At 72.1% G+C, this 17,964-nt stretch carries 10 protein-coding genes and 1 pseudogene; 10 read left to right on the top strand and 1 reads right to left on the bottom strand.

Annotated features, from left to right (window positions below):
- Window positions 1-78: 78 nt before the first annotated feature.
- The 9 genes from U5M74_RS03015 (at window position 79) to U5M74_RS03055 (ending at window position 16,381) form a co-directional block, all read left to right on the top strand.
- Window positions 79-333 (top strand): hypothetical protein, encoded by a 255-nt coding sequence (locus U5M74_RS03015; RefSeq protein WP_410906040.1) that lies wholly within the window; start codon window positions 79-81, stop codon window positions 331-333.
- Window positions 330-1,898 carry a DUF2397 family protein gene (locus tag U5M74_RS03020; RefSeq protein WP_410906041.1) on the top strand — a complete coding sequence of 523 codons (1,569 nt, stop codon included), beginning with the start codon at window positions 330-332 and terminating at the stop codon, window positions 1,896-1,898. The genes U5M74_RS03015 and U5M74_RS03020 overlap by 4 nt, the downstream gene beginning before the upstream one ends.
- On the top strand, window positions 1,895-3,223 hold the full coding sequence (locus U5M74_RS03025; RefSeq protein WP_410906042.1) for a DUF2398 family protein: 1,329 nt from the start codon (window positions 1,895-1,897) through the stop codon (window positions 3,221-3,223). Before U5M74_RS03020 ends, U5M74_RS03025 begins: the two co-directional genes overlap by 4 nt.
- Complete coding sequence (locus tag U5M74_RS03030; protein WP_410906043.1) at window positions 3,220-7,359, top strand: SbcC/MukB-like Walker B domain-containing protein; 4,140 nt, start codon at window positions 3,220-3,222, stop codon at window positions 7,357-7,359. The genes U5M74_RS03025 and U5M74_RS03030 overlap by 4 nt, the downstream gene beginning before the upstream one ends.
- Complete coding sequence (locus U5M74_RS03035; protein ID WP_410906044.1) at window positions 7,356-8,597, top strand: DUF2399 domain-containing protein; 1,242 nt, start codon at window positions 7,356-7,358, stop codon at window positions 8,595-8,597. Before U5M74_RS03030 ends, U5M74_RS03035 begins: the two co-directional genes overlap by 4 nt.
- Window positions 8,598-8,626: 29 nt before the next feature.
- Complete coding sequence (locus tag U5M74_RS03040) at window positions 8,627-9,445, top strand: hypothetical protein (RefSeq protein WP_410906045.1); 819 nt, start codon at window positions 8,627-8,629, stop codon at window positions 9,443-9,445.
- 414 nt (window positions 9,446-9,859) lie between these two features.
- A complete protein-coding gene (locus U5M74_RS03045; protein ID WP_410906046.1) occupies window positions 9,860-10,396 on the top strand; it encodes a hypothetical protein in 537 nt (178 codons plus the stop codon).
- A gap of 236 nt (window positions 10,397-10,632) precedes the next feature.
- Window positions 10,633-15,417, top strand: coding sequence for an AAA domain-containing protein (locus tag U5M74_RS03050; RefSeq protein WP_410906047.1), 4,785 nt, complete (start codon window positions 10,633-10,635; stop codon window positions 15,415-15,417).
- A 391-nt stretch (window positions 15,418-15,808) separates the two neighbouring features.
- Window positions 15,809-16,381 carry a hypothetical protein gene (locus U5M74_RS03055; RefSeq protein WP_410906048.1) on the top strand — a complete coding sequence of 191 codons (573 nt, stop codon included), beginning with the start codon at window positions 15,809-15,811 and terminating at the stop codon, window positions 16,379-16,381.
- 269 nt (window positions 16,382-16,650) lie between these two features.
- On the opposite strand, the pseudogene U5M74_RS03060 reads toward U5M74_RS03055, so the two are convergent.
- Window positions 16,651-16,908: pseudogene (locus tag U5M74_RS03060) on the bottom strand (integrase core domain-containing protein); the annotation flags it as partial.
- A gap of 99 nt (window positions 16,909-17,007) precedes the next feature.
- Between U5M74_RS03060 and U5M74_RS03065 the strand changes: the two are divergent.
- Window positions 17,008-17,790 carry a hypothetical protein gene (locus tag U5M74_RS03065; RefSeq protein ID WP_410906049.1) on the top strand — a complete coding sequence of 261 codons (783 nt, stop codon included), beginning with the start codon at window positions 17,008-17,010 and terminating at the stop codon, window positions 17,788-17,790.
- Window positions 17,791-17,964 lie beyond the last annotated feature (174 nt).

Genomic DNA, 17,964 nt, shown 5'->3' on the forward strand with positions numbered 1-17,964 from the left:
CAGCGGGCTCAGGATGAACTCCCACGGCGGTTCGCGCCTGCTCAGAGGTGAACGTATTGAAGGACACGGGCCGATTTGGTGCGCGACGCCGTCTGCCTACAAGTCGACTGGCTACAAAAGGGATGCTTGTCCGAATTGCGACAGGTGGGCGTGCAGCCCGTGCTTCTTTTGGCCGATCGTGAGGCCATCATCGGGGAGAATGCGCAAATCGGACCACGCTACCTTGTGTCAGCGCGTACCGATACGTTCACGGCGAAGGTCAAAGCGCCCCTGATGTTCAGCGGCGCACAACTCGACCAGAACAACCCCGCGGCCACACCGGAGACCCGATGAGCGACGCCAGCCCGCAGTCCACCGAAGAGCCTGGCGCTGCGCCGGACGATACCGCCGCCGAGGACGCTCCGACCGATGCTCGAATCGTCACCAGCTACCTGACCGCGCCCGAGTCCGACGACTACATCGCCATCCTCAGCGTGCTGGATGCCGTCGGGGGCGAGCTCACCCCCGCCCAGGTCGCCGCCGAGCTGCGCACCGCCGGCCACTCGCCCGACGTGGCCAAGGTCGAAGCCCGCCTGGGCGCCCTGCGCGGCTGGGGCGTGGTCAGCCCCCGTCAGGACAACAACAACGCCCGGGTTGTGGCCGACCTGCTGGCCAAGAACTTCCGGTACACCCTGACCCGGCACGGGCGCATCACCCACCGCTTCTACCGCGAGTTCCTCGCCGACGGCGCCCCCGTGCGCGAGATCGCGTTCAACTCCCTGGGCGTGATGATCGCCGCCCTCGAGGCGCTCGCCGCCCCGGACGCCGACTGGACCGACGCCACCTGGGTGCGCCAGCGCGTCGATGAGGTCTTCACCAACCACGACAACCTCGACTCCTCCCTGGTCGGCTCCGAGGACGCCCTACTGGCCCTGGCGGGCCGCTACGACCTGGACGACCCGAAGATCTCGGAGTTCAAGGACCTCCTGCTGGGCTACACCACCCGCGCCGTGGAGGAGATCGAGGCCGGCCAGCTGCGCGTGATGGCCGCGCTGCGGCTGCTGGACGGCCGGTTCGACGACCTGGCCGCGATCACCGTGTCCACGTCCGCGGCCGCGGCCCTCATCCACAACGACGTCCTCGCCCCGTCCAAGGGCGGCCAGGCCGCCGACTGGGACCGGCTCGTGGCGTGGTTCGACCCGGCCCGCGGCAGGCCGGCGAGGTTCTCCTCGCGCATCCTGACCGCGCTGCCCACCCTGTACGCCAACCTGCGCCGCCGGCGCAACGCGGCCGGCGCGTTGCCGGACCGTTCCCGCGCCCTACTGCTGGCCCAGGCGTGCCTGGACGAGACGTGGGGGCAGGCGCTGTTCGTCGCCGCCTTGGGCGACCACCCCTGGCGCAAGCTGCACGGCGAGACCGACGAGCCGACGGCCGGGCGCACGCCGCGCTGGCGCGACGGGCCGCAGGTCGAGGTCGCCAAGGGGCTGCGCACCATCGGGCGCACCGGCACCCGCGGCCGCGCCCCGGCGCCCCCGGACGACTCCGCCGACCGCGCCGCCGCCGAGCAGGAGCGCGCTCGCCGCAAGGCCGACCACGACGCCAAGGTGGCCGAGATCCTCGACGCTGGCCCCGGCGACGTGCTGTCCGCCGGCGCTGGGCGGCTGGCGTTCACCCGCCTGCTCGCGGCGCGCCAGTCTCGACCTACCGCCGGCCGGCGCACCGCCGCCAAAGACGGCCTGGCCTGCACCCTGGTCATGCGCGAGGGCGCCGTGGCCGAGCTGACCTGCTCCACCTTCCGGGCGTGGGTGCCCGGCTGGGTAGTTGCCTTCCATCCGCCGGGGCAGCTGCCGGTCCTACCGGCGGCCGAGCACGACGACGGCCGCCCGGTGCGCATCGTGACCCAGGAGGTCGCCGCATGACCCGCCAGACCCATGGCGCCCGGCTGAACATCTCCGCCGACGCCCAGTCCGAGGTTGCCGACGTGCTGCGCCGCCTGATGCGCACCCCGTGGCTGGTCGGCGGGCGCGACGACGAGCTGATCTCCGCGGTGCGCCGCAACCAGGAGGCCCTCCAGACCGTGCTCCAGGGCCGTCTCGGCTGGTCGCTGCTCGTCGAGCGTGACCTGGTGCGGCTGCGCAAGACCCCGCCGGCGCGGCTGGAGGACTGGACCTCCCACGCGCCCACCCCGCAGGCATGCTCGTGGACGTTCCTGTTCGCCGCGGCCGCCGAGTCCCTGGCCCACAAGGTGACCCTGGCCCAGATGGTCGAGGCCGGCCGGGTCGTGGCCGCCGAGGCGGGCATCCCCGTGGTCGAGGGCCGCACCCTGCGCCAGGCGCACGCCGCCGCGCTGCGTGAGCTGATCGCCCGCGGCCTGCTCGAGGAGTCCGACGGCGACCTGGACGCCTACGTCGAGGACGAGGGCGCCCAGGTGCTGCTCACCGTGTTCCACACCCGCCTGGAGCACCTGATCGCGAACTGGACCACGGCGTTCGACCCGGCCACCGAGCCCGAGGAATGGCTGGAGGCGGTGCGTCGCGATGACGCCGCGCCCCGGCGCATGCGTCGGCTCCTGGTCGACGACACCGTGGTGCACACCGCCGACCTGGACGCCGAGGAGGCCGACTGGTTCAGCCGGCGCCTGCGCGGCGACGACGCCGGACCGCTGGCGGCCGCGTTCGGGGTGACCATCGAGCGGCGCGCCGAGGGCGCCGCGTTCGTCGTGCCGGACGACCTGTTCCGGTGGGACAAGGAGCTCGGCGACGTGTGGTTCCCCAAGGCCGGTGCGGCCGGGCACGCCGCCTTGCTGCTGTGCGACCACCTGCTCGACCGCGGCCAGCAGCCGACCGCGGACAACCACGGCCCGGGGACCGGCTGGTGCGGCCTGCCGCACGCCGAGGTCGCCGCCCAGCTGGAGGACATCGTGGGGCGCGGCCGGGGCGCCTGGCCCCGCGCGGCCGTGGAGAACGTCGCCGGGCTGCTGGACGAGGCTCAGGCGCTGCTGACCGCGATGGGCCTGCTGCGCCGCATCGACGACTGGTGGTGGGTCTCCCCCGCGGCCGGGCGGTGGGAGGCGCCCGCCAACCCCGTGTTCATCCCCGACGCCCTCGACGACACGACCGGGGACGCGGCAGCCGAGGCGGCCGGCGGCGCGGGCACTGCCGCCGCCGACGACGCCGACACCGTCCCGGCCACCCGAAGCACCCACACCCAGGCGACGCTGCTCGACCTTCCGGAGGACCAGTGACCGACACCTACGCCGAGCAGACCGCGTTCGACCCCGAGGAGCTGAAGGCTCCCGCGACCTGGGACCTTTCGCGGTTCGCCTGCCGGTGGCGGCTGGTCGGGTTCGGCGTGGTCAACGTCTGGCGCTACGCCCAGCTCGAGCTGCCCGCCCCGTCCGGGCGGCTGCTGCTGCGCGGCAGCAACGGCACCGGCAAGACCACCGCGCTGGAGCTGCTGTGGCCCTACCTGCTGGACCTGGAGGGCGCCAAGCACAAGCTCGCGGCGGGCAAGAACCGCGCCACGACCCTGAAGGACCTGCTGCGGGAGAACCGCGGCGGGGACAAGCGCATCGGGTACGCGTGGATGACCGTGGCCGGCCCCGGCGACGCCGGCGAGCTGTCCTACGGGGTGCGCCTGACCCTGGCCGGCGACACGGTCAAGATCAACCCGTTCCGCATCCCCGGGCGCCCGCTGCACGACCTGGCCCTGACCGGCCCCGACGGCAGGTCCTCGATCAGCTCGCTTGAGGCGTTCACCGAGGCGGTCGAGGCCGCCGGCGGGCGGGTGTTCGAGGACGCCGAGGCCTACCAGTCCGACCTGGCCGCGCACGTGTTCGGCGCCCGCCGCGAGATGGTCGTCGCGATCGCCGACCGGGTGCGCCGGGTGCGCCGCCCGGACCTGATGGAGGCCACCACGCCCAACGCCGCCGCGCAGGTGCTGCGCGAAGCGCTGCCCGGGGTGGACGTCCAGGAGATCGAGGCCGTCGCCAAGGCGCTGGCCGAGACCGAGACGACCCGTGAGGCGTTCGAGCGGGACCTGGCCGCCGCCGACCGGCTGGCCGAGTTCGACACCGCGTACCAGGCCTACACCGTCGCGCAGGTGCGCACGGCGACCGACGCGGCCGCGGCCGCCCACACCCGCCTCGACAAGGCCCGCAAGTCCGCGCAGAGCGCCGCCACCGCCGCGCAGAAGCTGGATGAGGAGGCCGAGGCCGCCGAGCAGCGCGTCACCGCCCTCGAGGCGGACGAGGACGCCACCGACGCCGAGATCACCGCGATCGAGAAGCTGCCCGCCTTCAGCGAGATCGCGAACCTCCAGCTGCTGCAGCAGGCCGCCCGCAGCGCTCGGGCCTCGGCCGACGCGCATCTGTCCGCGCTGACCGGGCGCGTCGAGCGGCTGTCCGACGACGCCGCCACCGTGCACACCGACGCCCAGCGGCTCGCCGGGCAGGTGCGCACGGCGGGCCAGGAAGCGACGACCGCCGACCCGCAGGCCGGCACCGCAGCGGTCGCGCTGACGGTCTCGACCCGCCCGCACGCGCTGCTACAGGTGGGCGACGTGGCCCTGGACCCCGGCGTGGCGGTCGAGATCGCCGACCCCGCCGAGCAGCTGGCCGCCGCCCGCGAGCACTGGTCGGCGCTGGGCCGCGCGCACCGTGAGACCGCCGCCGGCGCCCAGACGCTGCGTCGCCGCTACGAGCGGGAGGTACTCGGCGCCCAGCGCGAGGCGAAGACGGCCACCAAGACCGCCGACCGGGAAGCGGAGGCGGCCAACGCCGCCGCCGCGCAGATGACGGCACGGCACGCGGCGCTGCGCGAGGCCATTACGGCGACCGTCACCAAAATCTGCGAGTGGATCGAGGCCAACCCCGACCTGGCGCAGGACGCCGACGGGCCCGGCCAGGAGCTCGACCTCGAGACCGTGCGTGAGCACGGGGACGACCCCGAGGCGCTGGTGGCGGCCGCGGACGACTGGGCGCAGCACGTGACCGTCGGCGCCGCCAACGAGGCCGGCCGCCTCCACCATGAGGCGCTGGGCCTGCTCACCCAGGCCGAGCAGCTGCGTACCCAGGCCAAGGACCTGCGCGAGGAGGCGCGCCAGCTGCGCGCCGGCAAGCTGCTGGCGCCGCCGCGCCCCGCGTGGGCGGCACCGGCCGGGCACGTGCTCACCGATGCCCTCACCTGGCCGGAGCACACCGACGCGGGAACGCAGGCGCTGGTCGAGGCCGCGCTGTCCGCCGCCGGGCTGCTGGGCGCCGAGCTCACGCCCGCCGGGGTGCGCGCCGCGGCGTGGACGGTCACCACCGCTGGCCCCACCCTCGAGCACGCGCTGTCGGCCGTCGTGACCGTGGACCCGGACCACGAGCTGGCCGGCGCCGCGACCGCGGTGCTGGACCGGATCGCGTACGCCCCCAGCGCCGCCCAGTCCCCCGCGGCGAGCGTCATCGGCGCCGACGGCACCTTCCGGCTCGGGGTGCTGGCCGGCCGTGCGCCCGGCACCGAGCAGCCGCACACGCTGCCCGCGTCCCGCTTCGTCGGCGCCGCGCAACGCCTGGCCGCCGCCCGGGCCCGCGCCGAGCAGCTCGACGCCGACGCCGTCGAGCTCGACACCCAGGCGAGCGCGCTGACCGCGCAGGCGGCCGAGCTCGACACGCGCGGCACGGCCGTCAAGCGGCGGGCCGCCCAGTTCCCGGCCCGCCGCGATCTGCGCGACACGTCACGGGAGCACGCCGCCGCGGTCCGCGACGCCGGGCACGCGCGCGACCGCGCAGAGCAGGCGCGCAAGGACGCCACCGAGCTGACCCGGGCCGCGACGACCGCAGAGCGCACCTGGAAGGAGCAGGCCCTAGCGATGGGCCTGCCGACGGACCCGGACGCCATGGAGCCAACCGCCCAGCGCGAGAACGACGCCGGCGCACAGCTGGAGCAGGCCGCCAGCACCCTGGTGAGGCTCGAAGAGCAGATCGGGCGCCTGCTGGCCAGGGCGGCGCGGGTGAGCACCGACCGGGAGCGGCTGGCCCCGGTGCACGCCCTGGCCTGCGAGACACACGCCCAAGCGGCGAAGGCGGAGGCGACGTTCGAGCAGGTGAACGCCAAGCACGGGCAGGAGGTCGCGGCCCTCAACGCCCAGCACGACGCCGCGAAGCGGAAGCTCGAGAAGGTCCGCGGTGACCTCAGGGACGCGCGCGGCAAGCAGACCACCGCGGTGTCAAAGGCCGCCTCCCAGCGCGAGATCGCCGTGCAAGCCAAGCGGACCGTGCTCGAGCAGGAGGAGCCGGCGGCCGCCCAGGCGCTTGGTGTGCTGGTCGCCCTGTGTCAGGTGGCCGACGTGCGCGACGTCCTTCAGCTCGAGGTCGCCCCGGACGCCGGTCCCGACCTGATCGAGCAGGTCCGGGCCCTGATCGCCGGTCGCGCCACGCGTGAGCGGAAGTCCACCGAGGAGACGTTCGAGAAGGTTCGCGCCGCGCTGGCCCCGCACTGGGCGGTGGACCGTGACCGGCCGTTCCAGGACGGGAAGGTGGCGCTGGAGACCTACCGGTGTACCCATGACGGGCAGACGCTGACCGTGCCGGCCGCCGCCCGGTACGCCGCCGAGCTGCGCGACCGCGCCGCCGACCAGCTCAGCGAGGCCGAGCAGAACGCGTTGCAGGACTTCATCGTGCGCCGCATGCCGGCCGCGATCTCTACCGCCTGGCACGAGATGAACGACTGGATCGACGCGGTCAACAAGAAGATGTCCTCCACCGCCGCATCCTCCGGCGTGCGGGTCCGGGTGCGCCTGCTGACGCGCGACGACCTATCGCCCGCCCAGCGCACCGTGCACGCCCTGGCGTGCAAGAAGTCCGCCGCCACCCGCACGCAGGACGAGAGCGACCGGCTGGCCGACGCGCTCAAGGCGCTGCTGAGCGGATCGGTCGCGGACACCATGCAGGGCCGGGTCGCCGAGGCGATGGACGTCGCGGATTGGATCCGCCTGGAGTACCGCATCCACCGCCCGGGCAAGGACACCGACCAGCCATGGACCACCCGCACCGGCCTGTCGACCGGTGAGTCCCGTCTGGTCACCCTCGCCCCAATGCTCGCCTCGGTCGCGGCGCTGTACGACTCGCTGCCCGACACCGCGCTGCGCCTGGCCGCGCTCGACGAGATCCCTGCCACCGTCGACGGGCACGGCCTGGACGGACTGGCCCGCTACATCGGCACCCTCGACCTGGACCTGGTGTGCACCTCGCACGGCTGGGACGGTGCGCCCGGGGCATGGGACGCGGTCGACCTGCACGACCTGGAGGCATGGACCTCCGGGTGGGTGCTCGGCTTCCACACCCCGGTGCGCGCCCACGGCGTGCGCTGCCCCGAGGACCCTGAGTTCATCCAGTGACCGCACCGTCCTGGGGCCCGCTGGCCGACCCCGACCTCGCGTGGCTGTGGCACGCCCTGGCCGACGTCGCCGACAAGGCCGGTGACCCCGACCTCGCCGGCGCGGCCGACCCGCTGGTGACGCTGCCAGCCGCGCCGGCCCAGCGCGCGGCAGCCGCCGGCTGGATCCAGGGCAAGACGCAGACCGGTGGAGTTCGCCGGCGGGTGCTGCTGGACCCCGTCCGCCAGGCCGTCGCGCTGCGCGCCCCGGGGTGGACCCTCGGGCAGGCGGTGGCCTCGCTGTCGGGCCGGCAGCTGGCCGTGGCCGCCCTGCGCCGCGCGCAGGCCGCTGCCGAACGCGCAGCGGTCAGTGACAGCCTCCACGAAGCGGCACTCGCGGCCGGGCTAGACCCTGCAAGACTCGTGGAGCACCTGCAGCGGGCCGGGTGGGTCACACGCCTGACCCGCACGCCGCAGGCTGCCGCGCAGGCGGTGCAGGTGGCGGCGCAGGTGCTGCGCCTGCCCCCCGGTGAGCGGGTCGACCGCCGGCTGCTGGTGCCGGACGACCCGCACGCTCTGGACGAGGGACGGCCACTGGCTGGTGCGGTCTTGGCGGTGCTCGCGTTCGCCGGGCGCACCAGCGCGGAGGGCACGACCCGCGCCCGGTGGGCGCAGGCCAGCGTCGACATCGACGACATCATGGGCGGTCTGGCGATGACCGGGATCGTCCCGGCCGGCTGGTTCGCCCCGACCGGCGCGGTGGTCACCGTCCCGCCGCGCGAGCTCGCCTGCGCCGCCTGGCCTGCGCCCCCTAAGGCAGGTGGGTGGGTGCTAGTTACGGAGAACCCTTCGGTTCTGGCCGCGGCCGCCGACATGGCCGGCACCGAGCAACGCCCCGGGGTGCGGGTCGTGTGCACTCTCGGCACGCCTTCACGTCTGGAGGCCGAGGCAGTCGCCGGACTGGTCAAGGCGGGATGGCGGGTCGCTGTTCGCTGCGATTTCGACCCGGCCGGCATCGCGCACACCAACATGATCCTCGAGGCGGTCCCCGACGCGAGGCCCTGGCGGATGAGCGCCCAGGACTATTTGGACTCCAACCCGTCGGTGCCGCTGAACGGACCGATCGGTCCGACACCGTGGGATCCGGCGCTGGCTGAACGCATGGCACACAGGGGCCTGGCAGCATTCGAAGAAGCTCTACTTCAGCAAGTCCTTAGCGACCTACGTGCCGAGGCTTTCGCCCTAGGTGGTAGGGCGTAGGGATACGGGTGCCCGGGTACAGTCGGAGCATGCCTGACGAGGACCCGGACGCAGCCAAAGACGCGTTGATCTGGGAGCTGAAGCTGGTCGGCCGCCCGGCCGGCACTGAGTATGGGCGATCGCGAGACGATGACGACGCCGCCAGTCCCAATCTCTACATTCCTGGCGTCAGAGGGGTCCAGACGCAAGTCAAGATCCGTGCCGCCGACGAGCAAGCCGAACACTCGCCGGCCAGCCGGGAGCCGGTGTCCATCCCCATCAACGGCGACCGACGTGCGAAGCCATCGTTGTTTGAAGAGATCGCCAAGGAATTGATTGAGGCACTCGTCGCGGAGGCTAGACCTCACGTCGAGCGATGGTTGATCGAACGAGCATTCCCGGCAATCAGGGCGAAGGCAGAGTTGGCCCTCGCAAGGATTGCTAAATCTCGAAGGGCGGATCGCCAGGCGGTTGTCACCGAAGTGAGCGCTGTCGTCGGCAAAACACCTGAGGAATCCGCCGCGGTCGCGGATGCGTTGTCTGAAGCGAACACGACCACGATGAGCAGTGAGGAAGCCCAGCGACGCCTCGTTGCCGCCTGCCTTGCTCGCGCCTTTAGCGACGAGCAGATTCGCACAGTGCTCAATGCGCGAATCGGTGATGCGGACGGCTCTCCTGATCGGGAGGTATTGCTAGAGAACTTCACGCCGCAGGAACTCGAAGCGCAGTTCAACTCGACGCTTGAGGCGAACCCCGACCTTATGAGTGAGTTCGCAAGGATGTACGTGGAGGGTCGGATTGGCACGACTCCTGCGGTGCTGGACCAGAGGCTGGAGGAGACGTCGCACCTGGAGCAAGGCGAGAAGTAGCCGCACGCTGGTGCTTCTCGTGTTCAGCGACCCGCTGATCTCAACGTGACGGGAGCATGCGGCGTGCCCGCTCGATTGTCTGGACTCGCACGCAGCAGTCCGATGGTGCGCCACCCGGCACACGCTGGATTCATCCGTTGATCGCTCCGCCGGTGAGGCTGCTGACGCCGTCCTCCCGGCGCGCACGGGTCATTGGCGGGAACCAAGCACGAGGTGCCTACTCCGGGCGATCGCCCGGGGATTGTCCCTGCCCGCAGCGCGAGCCCGGCCGCCGACCGCGCCGGGAACTCGTGGCACACCCAGCCGTAATGTCGCAGGCGCCCCCTAGCCTTCTCGCTGGTGGGCGCGCAGGTGCGGCCACCAGCTTTCCAGGACGGCCCCGGTCACGCCGGGCTAGAGAGCAGGGAGACGACGTTGAGCGACCTCGTGCCCGACCCGCTGGACGCAGCCCGCCGCATCGGGCATACGCTCGTGCGCGTCAAGACCGGCGACACAGTGCACGTGCCCACGTGCCCTCACCTTTCCTGGACGACGAAGACCACGGACGTCACCGACCCCGCCGAAGTTGCGCGCTGGCGCCTTTGCACGGCGTGCGAGTCGGAGTTGGCGGGTCGCGGCCGCACCCCCTACCCCGACCTCGAGCGGGCGATGGAGGCACTGCCGGTGCCGCTGGACAACCGCCCCATGGTGCGCCAGCTGTTCGCCGACCACGACGCCGAGCTCATCTGGATCCCGCACTCCGGCTCCTACATCGGCGCCGGCGGGCCGCAGGTGCGGACCCGGTACATCGGCAAGGGCTACGTGTGGATCGACGGGCGGACCCACTGGCTGCCCGTCTCGGGCGAGAGCCGCGGCCGCGCCAGCGGCGGGCGCACAGAGCCGCAAGAGGTCCTGTGCCCCACCTGCCAGATGGTGCTGCCAGCGACCCGGATCTGCGACACCTGCTCCTGACTCGCTGACCTTCCGCACCAAACCAGCGGTTGCCTCGAAAGCCCCAGCCGCGCTTGAGCCAGGAGGCGTGCACCTGTTCAGGGGCGTACGCGGAGGCCAGGAGCGCTACGGGCTACCGACGGTAGGCGTGACCCACAGCCGAGCCACTGCCACCAGCGTTGCTCCGGTCACCCTGTCGTGGTCTCGTGACACGATTCGCCTCACCACGACAGGTCTCGTAGAAGGGCATCACGACGGTGCAGCAAAGCAGCCGTGACGGCGAGGGTAGGCCGGTCCTCACGCAGAGCTCCGACCTTCTGGAGTACCTGGCCGCGGTGGCCCGGGAGGTCGGGCCCAAGCCGGTGCTGGACGTCACCGCGCACCCGTTCACGCTGTGGCCCGCGGACATCCCCCACCATCGCGCGATCCGGGTGGGTCCCACCGACACGCGCGCGTCGTGGCTCGAGGTCGAGCGGGTGTCCGAGCCCGCACCCGTCACCATCCCGGGCGCTCTGCACGGCTTGATCGACCCCAGCTCGTGCCGCACCCCGGATGCGGCGCCGCAACTGGACGAGGAGGCCGTCGCCCGGTACGCCCGAGCCCGGGCCGTCGAGGAGTACCCGGGCTCCGACCCTGCCGACGAGGCGGAACGGAGTGAGTACGCCGAGGCGGAGCGCGACGACGTGCGCCACCAGTTCACCGCCTGGCTCACCGGCACCTGGGGCGCCTGGGTGGACACTGCGCGCCCGACGTTCGCCGCGCGGGCCCTGTACGCGCGCCTGTACGACCTGCGACTGCGCGCCGAGGCGGACTCCGCGACGCTCGAGGTCATCTGGGGACACGCCGTGCTGTCCTACCGCGGCGCCGACGGCCCCATCCTGGCCCCGCTGCTGACCACCGCGGTCACCCTCGAGGTCGACCCGGACGACGCCACGATCCGCATCGGCCCCGAGGGCACCGTCGAGCTCGAGCTCGACGGTGTCGCAGGCTCCGGCATCCCCGGCATGGGCGAGCTGGTCAATCTGCGCGCGACGCTGCGGTCAGCGCCGCCAGACCCGTGGTCCACGGAGGAACGGGCGGTGACCCGCGGCCAGATGCTGAGTGGTCTCGGCGGTGCCGCGGCCCTAGTCGACTCCCCCGACCCGCTCCCGGTCACCCCCACCCCCACGGTCAACGACGGCTGGGTGCTGTTCTTGCGTAAGCGCCCGCTGCGCCAGGAGCGGTTTTACGACGAGCTGTCGGCGAAAATCCTCGATGAGGAGTTTGTTCCGGAGGCGCTGGCGTCGGTTGTCGCGGACAAGGACCGCGTCGATGCCGCCCTGTCCGAGCTCGGGCGCCCCACCGACGTCGACGACCACACCGCCGACCGTTTGCTGATGCCGCTGCCGGCCAACCAGGAGCAGGAACGCATCGCCCGGCAGCTCGCCGGCTCGCGTGGCGTCACGGTCCAGGGCCCGCCCGGCACGGGCAAGTCCCACACGATCGTCAACCTCATCTCCCACCTGGTCGCACAGGGCAAGCGGGTCCTGGTCACCGCGGAGAAGGAGCAGGCGCTGTCAGTCCTGCGTGACAAGATCCCCGAGCCGCTGCGCGACCTGTCCCTGGCGGTGCTCACTTCCACCCCGGCCGCCATGGAGGAGATGCGCGGCGCCGTCCAGTCAATGCAGGACTCCCTCGCCGGTCTGGATGTGGACAAGGAGGCTCGGCGCATCGCCGAGCTCGGCGCACGGGTTGACACACTGCGCGAGAGCCTCCTGCGGATCGATGCCGACCTGGTCGAGGCGCTGCGCAGCGAGCAGCGGGAGTACCCGCTGCCGGGCGGGCAGGCCAAGGCACCCGAGGTGGCCCAGTGGCTGGCCACCGACCGCCACCTGGACGTCGTCGAGGACCGCGTCCCGCTCGACAGCCCACCGCCGTTGACCCTGGCCGAGCTCGATGAGCTGGCCCATCTGCTGGCGGCGGTGACGACCCAGGACGCCGAGGCCTCGGTACTGGACCTGCCGGTCGAGGCGTGGCTACCGACGGCGGCGGACCTGCACGCGAGGTTCGAGCGCCTTGAGCAGCTGCGGACCCAGGTCACCGCGCTTGAGGACAGCGGGCTGCGGGTCGAGACCCTGGACGGGACCGACCTGGCGAGTCTGCGTCGGGTGGCCGACGAGCTGCGCGCCGCCGCCGGCGAGGCGAGGTCCCTGGCCGGTGAGTGGGAGGACCGGTTTGCCGCCGCTACCCGCGCGTCCGCGCACCCGGGCGGCGAGGGCGCGGTCGGGTGGGTCGTGCAGCACAACCCAGCCGTCCTGAACAAGCTCGCCACCGCCAACCAGACGGCCAGCCGCCTGGCCGGGCACACCATCACGGTCCCCGACGGCGACCCGAACACCCAGCTGGGGCTGCTGCAGGAGTGGCGCAAGCCCGTGGAGGCTGGCAAGAAGCTCTCGATGTTCGCCCGCCGGGAGCTCAAGGAGCTCGCCGCCGCCGTGCGAGTGGACGGCTACCCCGTGTCCACACCCGCCCACCTGGACCTGGTCGCCGGGCAGGTGCGGCTGCGCACCACCCTGCGCGAGGCGCGCACCCTCATGGACCAGGCCTACGCCCCGTGCGCGATCCCGGTCCCAGAGGACGAGCCCGGGTTCCTGTTCGCAGCCGAGCAGCTCGCCCGCCGGGTCGCGGCGGTGCACGCTTGGTGGAGCCAGAGCTACCCGCGCCTAGCCACCCAGCTCGCCGCCGTGGTCACCCTGCCCGACCCGGCCCTGACCCCGCGGTCCCTCGAGCACATCGCCGGGCTGTACGACGGCGCCGCGGCCCGGCTGGAGGAACGGCGCCTGGCCGCCGAGCTCGAGGACCTCACCCAGCATGTCGCCGAGCGTGGCCGGCCGGCCGGCGCCTCGTCGCTGTGGCCCGCCCTGCGCTCGGCGCTCGACCTTGCCCAGTCCGACGCCTGGGACGCGGCGCTGACCGAGGCCCGGCGCCTGCTGGCGGTACGCGCCCAGGTGCTGCGCTCGCGTGGGCTGGCCGAGCGGATCGCCCAGGGCGGCGCCCCGCGGTGGGCGTCGGCGATCGTCGAGTCCCGCGGTGACCACGCGGTCGTCGGTGAGGTCGAGGACTACCCCACCGCGTGGGAGCGGGCCAAGGCCCGCACCTGGCTCCTTGCGCTGCACGCCCAGGCCGACGTGCCTGCCCTGATGAACCGCTCGCACGCCGAGTCGATCGAGCTCCAGGCAACGATCGTGGACCTGGCCGCCCGCTCGGCCCGCGTAGAGCTCAAGCGCAACATGCGCGACGGGCAGCGCGTCGCGCTCGAGCGGTGGCTCCACGCCATCAAGAAGGCCGGCAAGGGCCTGGGCAAGAACGCGCCGCGGCTGCTGGCCGCGGCCCGCGAAGAACTGCCCGAGGCGATGGGCGCGGTGCCCATCTGGATCATGCCGATCTACCGGGTGATGGAGAACTTCGACCCGCGCGTGTCCGAGCTGTTCGACGTCGTGGTGGTGGACGAGTCCTCCCAGTGCGACCTGCTGTCCCTGGGTGTGCTGGCCCTGGGCAAGAAGGCTGTGGTCGTCGGCGACGACAAGCAGACGACCCCGCAGCGGGTCGGCATTCTGACCGAGCGCATCGCCGAGCTGCAGGACCAGCATCTGCGCGGGCTGCGTGGAGCCCGGCTGCTGACGCTGGACGAGTCCCTGTACTCCATCTCGACGCGTGCGTTCCCCTCGACGATCGCGCTGCGAGAGCACTTCCGGTGCGTGCCGGAGATCATCGAGTTCTCCAACCGGTACTACAACGGCGCCATCCGCCCGCTGCGGGAGGTCACCCGGCCTGAGCTCGGCGACCCCATCCGCCTGGTGCACGTGCCCGGGGCGCTCTCGGTGGATAAAGGTCAGGGGCGAACCAACCTAGAGGAGGCCCGCGCCATCGCCGACCAGGTCGCCGCCTGCGCCGCCGACCCCGCCTATGACGGGCTGACGTTCGGGGTGGTGACGATGATGAGCGGCCCGCAGGCCCAGCACATCCAGAACGCCATCCAGACCCGGCTCGATACCGCCGAGTTCGAGCGGCGGCGCATCCGGGTGGGCAACCCGCCGGCGTTCCAAGGCGACGAGCGCCACGTCATGTTCGTCTCCATGGTCGCCCACGACAACTCTTTCCAGGCGACCCGGCCCATGTACCACCAGTGGGCAAACGTGGCCGCCTCCCGAGCGCAGGACCAGCTGTGGATCTTCCACAGCATGGACCCGACCACGCTTCACCCCGACGACCAGCGCCGGGCGATGATCCAGTACGCCCAGAGCTACGACCGCCGCCAGGATGCCGGTGACCTGTACGAGCTGACCGAGTCCCAGTTCGAGCGGGACGTGCTGGCGCAGATGCTCGAGCGCGGGTACGACGTGGAGCCGCAGCACCGCGCCGGCAGCTACCGGATCGACTTCGTCGTAAACGTCGCCCCCGGAGAACGGTTGGCCATCGAGTGCGATGGCGACGCCTTCCACGGCCCGGACAAGTGGGCCGACGACGTGCTGCGCCAGCGGGTCCTGGAGCGCATCGGATGGACGTTCTGGCGGGTGCGGGCCTCGGAGTACTACTACGACCCCGAGGCCGCGATGCGCCCGCTGTGGGAGCGGCTGGAGACGATGTGCCGGCGCGCGGCCACGGCCGAGGACATTCGTCGCGCCCGCCAGGTCGCCGTTGCGGAGATGCGGCTGCACGACCTCCGACAGGAGGCCATCGCACACGTGGCCACCTCCAGCGAGCCCGCGGACTACGCGTCGGACCCCGCAGAAGCGGCCTTGCGCGCCATGTTCGAGGAGCCCGACTCCGAAGTGCGCCCGGCGCCAGCTCCTCGGGCAGCCGGCCCCATGCCCGAGGCACGGCGTGCCGCCACCCCGGGCGGCGCGCCAAACGCGGCGGAAGTCCGGGCGTGGGCGCGGGCCAACGGCTACACCATCGGCGACCGCGGAGTGCTGTCCCAGCATGTCAAAGACGCCTACATGAAGGCGATGGAAGCCGGTTCGGCCGCATCCACGGATGCCGCCCGCGAGGTCACCGGCTAGTAGGAGGGCGGATCAAGCCCATGGCACTTACGCGATGAAGGCGCGTGAGAAGCACTCCGCAGCGAGGCGTAGATCAAGGGCCCGGCTGGAGACAGCCGGGCCCTTGCAACGCTCAAGATCGCCATAGACACACACGTTCGCTCAGCACGCTCCTCGCGGCAGCAGTAAGCGCACGCACAACGCTCGTTGCCGCCTGTCGAAGACCCAGGTCAGCGACCAAGGAGCCTGACCCGTGCCCCTCGCACCTCGGGTGCTGTTGAGGCGTTCGGACCTTCTCGGATCGCCGCCGTCGGCGGTGGGCGATGACACGACTTCACCCCTATCCGACGCTTTGTGGCCTTGCCGGTCGAGTAACGTCCGGCGCAGCCACTACCGCCCAAGGAGCCTCCGCATGACAGACGAGAAGTACACGACGGCCCTGCGCATGGCGATGAGCGACTCGCAGACCTACGTCGTGCCGTCGGACGAGGTCACCGCGTGGCTCTCACAGCAGATCCAGCCGGTATCGATCATGGACGGGCACGCCACGAACTTCCCAGGCGGCGCCGCGCCCGCCGCCAACTACATCGAGCTTCGCCGAGCGACGCGGTTTCTCGACGTGTTCCACGCGGCGCCCGGCTGGGATTACGCGACATCGTGGACGTACTCGCACCTGGAAGGTGAACCAGACGGCCTCGGGGACATCAGGGGCGAGACCTCGCTGTACGACCGCCCGACCGGTGAGCAGTTCACGTTGGGGGACGGCGTATTCGTCGACCTCGCCTCGTTCGCCGGCCGCGAGGGCGATCTGCTCCGCGTGCTTGGGCACTTGTCCTCGACCGGAGCGTTCCTTGTCCTCACCCCTTGGTCCGCGATAGGGGAGTCGGAGCAGGCGCTGGTGGGCTGGTTCCAGGATCGCGGCTACACGCGGGCCCTGCAGGGTGGGTGCCTCCTGCGCCCGCTGACTCCAGGCATCGACTACTAGGGCGTGTCTCCGATAGGGGCGACACGCCCTAGCTCACGATGAGCCAGGGGCAAGCACGGACGCTCCCGCCGGCGACCGGCGGGAGCCTCCATGGACCTATGCGTGTTGGTCGACCTCGAGCATCCCCGTCACGGGCGCGGCTGGCTGGTGCGGGTGCGGGACGACGGTCGCATCGCCGTGCGGTTCGAGACGGCAGCCACGGGCCCGGGACGCCAGCTCAACGTCGAGATGGACGACCTGCAGCTGGTGACGCCGCTAGATGTAACCAGTCATGACGTTGGTTGGAGTCGGCGGGTCGGGGGCAGGCCGCCGAGGGCTTGGTGGTGTCGTCGAGTGTTGTAGTGCTCGAGCCAGGGGGCAAGGGCGGCGGCTCGCTCGGCGTTACTGCTGAATGCCCGTCGGTAGGCCCACCCGTTGGCCAGGCTGCGGTTGAGGCGTTCGACCTTGCCGTTGGTCCAGGGGCAGCGCGGCTTGATGAAGACCTGCCGGATGCTGCGGGCGGCGCACAGATGGCGCAACGAGTACCGGTCGCGGCGCACCTGCAGGGCGGGGTCAACAAGGTGACCGTCACGGCCGGTGCGACGCCCGTCGTGCTCGACCGGATCACCGTCGCCCCAGGTTAGGGCGTGCTGACCGCGACTGAGTACCAGGCCGAGGAGACCGAGCTCGCGGGCTCCGCCTCCGTGGTGGACCTGTCCCTGGCCGAGGGCGGCCAGGCCGTCGCCGGTGTGGGCGGCGAGCCCGGGAACGACAGCTCCCTGACGTTCAGCGTCGACGCCAGCGAGGCGGGGCCGCACGCGGTCGTGTTCCGCTTCTCCAACCCGGAGCAGGTGGACGGGACCCACTACAACCCCAACCCCGTCGCGCGCCACGCGGACATCTCAGTCAACGACGGCGACGCGCAGCGCGTGCTGTTCGTCCCGACGTTCCACGAGAACAACTTCTGGGAGCGGACCGTGGTCCTCGACCTTCACGAGGGCGAGAACACGATCTCGCTGCGGTCGCAGGAGGCCACCAACTGGGACGGCGAGACCTACGCGTCCGAGCTGTGGCCTGCGGACTACAACCTGCGGGCGGACGAAGCGCCGATCGTGAACCGGATCACCGTGTCGCCGCTCAGCGCGACCCTGCTGGCGACCCCGGCGAGCCCCGTCGACATCGCGGCGACCGGCGTGTGCCGCGGCCCGCGTGCGTTCCTTGAGGTGAAGGTGACCAACAGCTCCGACCGTCCGGTGGGGGTCGCGATCGCCACCGACCACGGCACCCGGGAACGGGGCCCGCTCGCCGCGGGCAAGGAGTGGCGGCAGACCTTTCCGACGAAGTCGGGGGCGCTCGATGCCGGGACGGTCACCGTGACCGCCGACGGCGTCGAGGCCACCGCCGACTACGAGGGTGTGAGCTGCGGCTGATCCCCGTGTGACCCCAATCAGGCGCGGCCCCGCGGCGGAGCTCGACTCCCGCCGCGGGGCCGCGTCGCGCAGCCGCATGTCCCCCTTGAGCCGCTCGACGCCCCTTGTCTCCCAGCTCCGCCAGGCCGACGATTGCCACAACGGCTGCCACAGCACCCACCCCGCCGACGCGAA

This window comes from Puerhibacterium sp. TATVAM-FAB25 (assembly GCF_046535855.1).
In the GTDB taxonomy this organism is placed as follows: domain Bacteria; phylum Actinomycetota; class Actinomycetes; order Actinomycetales; family Cellulomonadaceae; genus Puerhibacterium; species Puerhibacterium variabilis_A.

Excerpts from the sequence above, each read along its gene's own strand:
- U5M74_RS03020 (WP_410906041.1), top strand. The coding sequence starts at position 330 with ATGAGCGACGCCAGCCCGCAGTCCACCGAAGAGCCTGGCGCTGCGCCG.
- U5M74_RS03055 (WP_410906048.1), top strand. The coding sequence starts at position 15,809 with ATGACAGACGAGAAGTACACGACGGCCCTGCGCATGGCGATGAGCGAC.
- U5M74_RS03025 (WP_410906042.1), top strand. The coding sequence starts at position 1,895 with ATGACCCGCCAGACCCATGGCGCCCGGCTGAACATCTCCGCCGACGCC.
- U5M74_RS03040 (WP_410906045.1), top strand. The coding sequence starts at position 8,627 with ATGCCTGACGAGGACCCGGACGCAGCCAAAGACGCGTTGATCTGGGAG.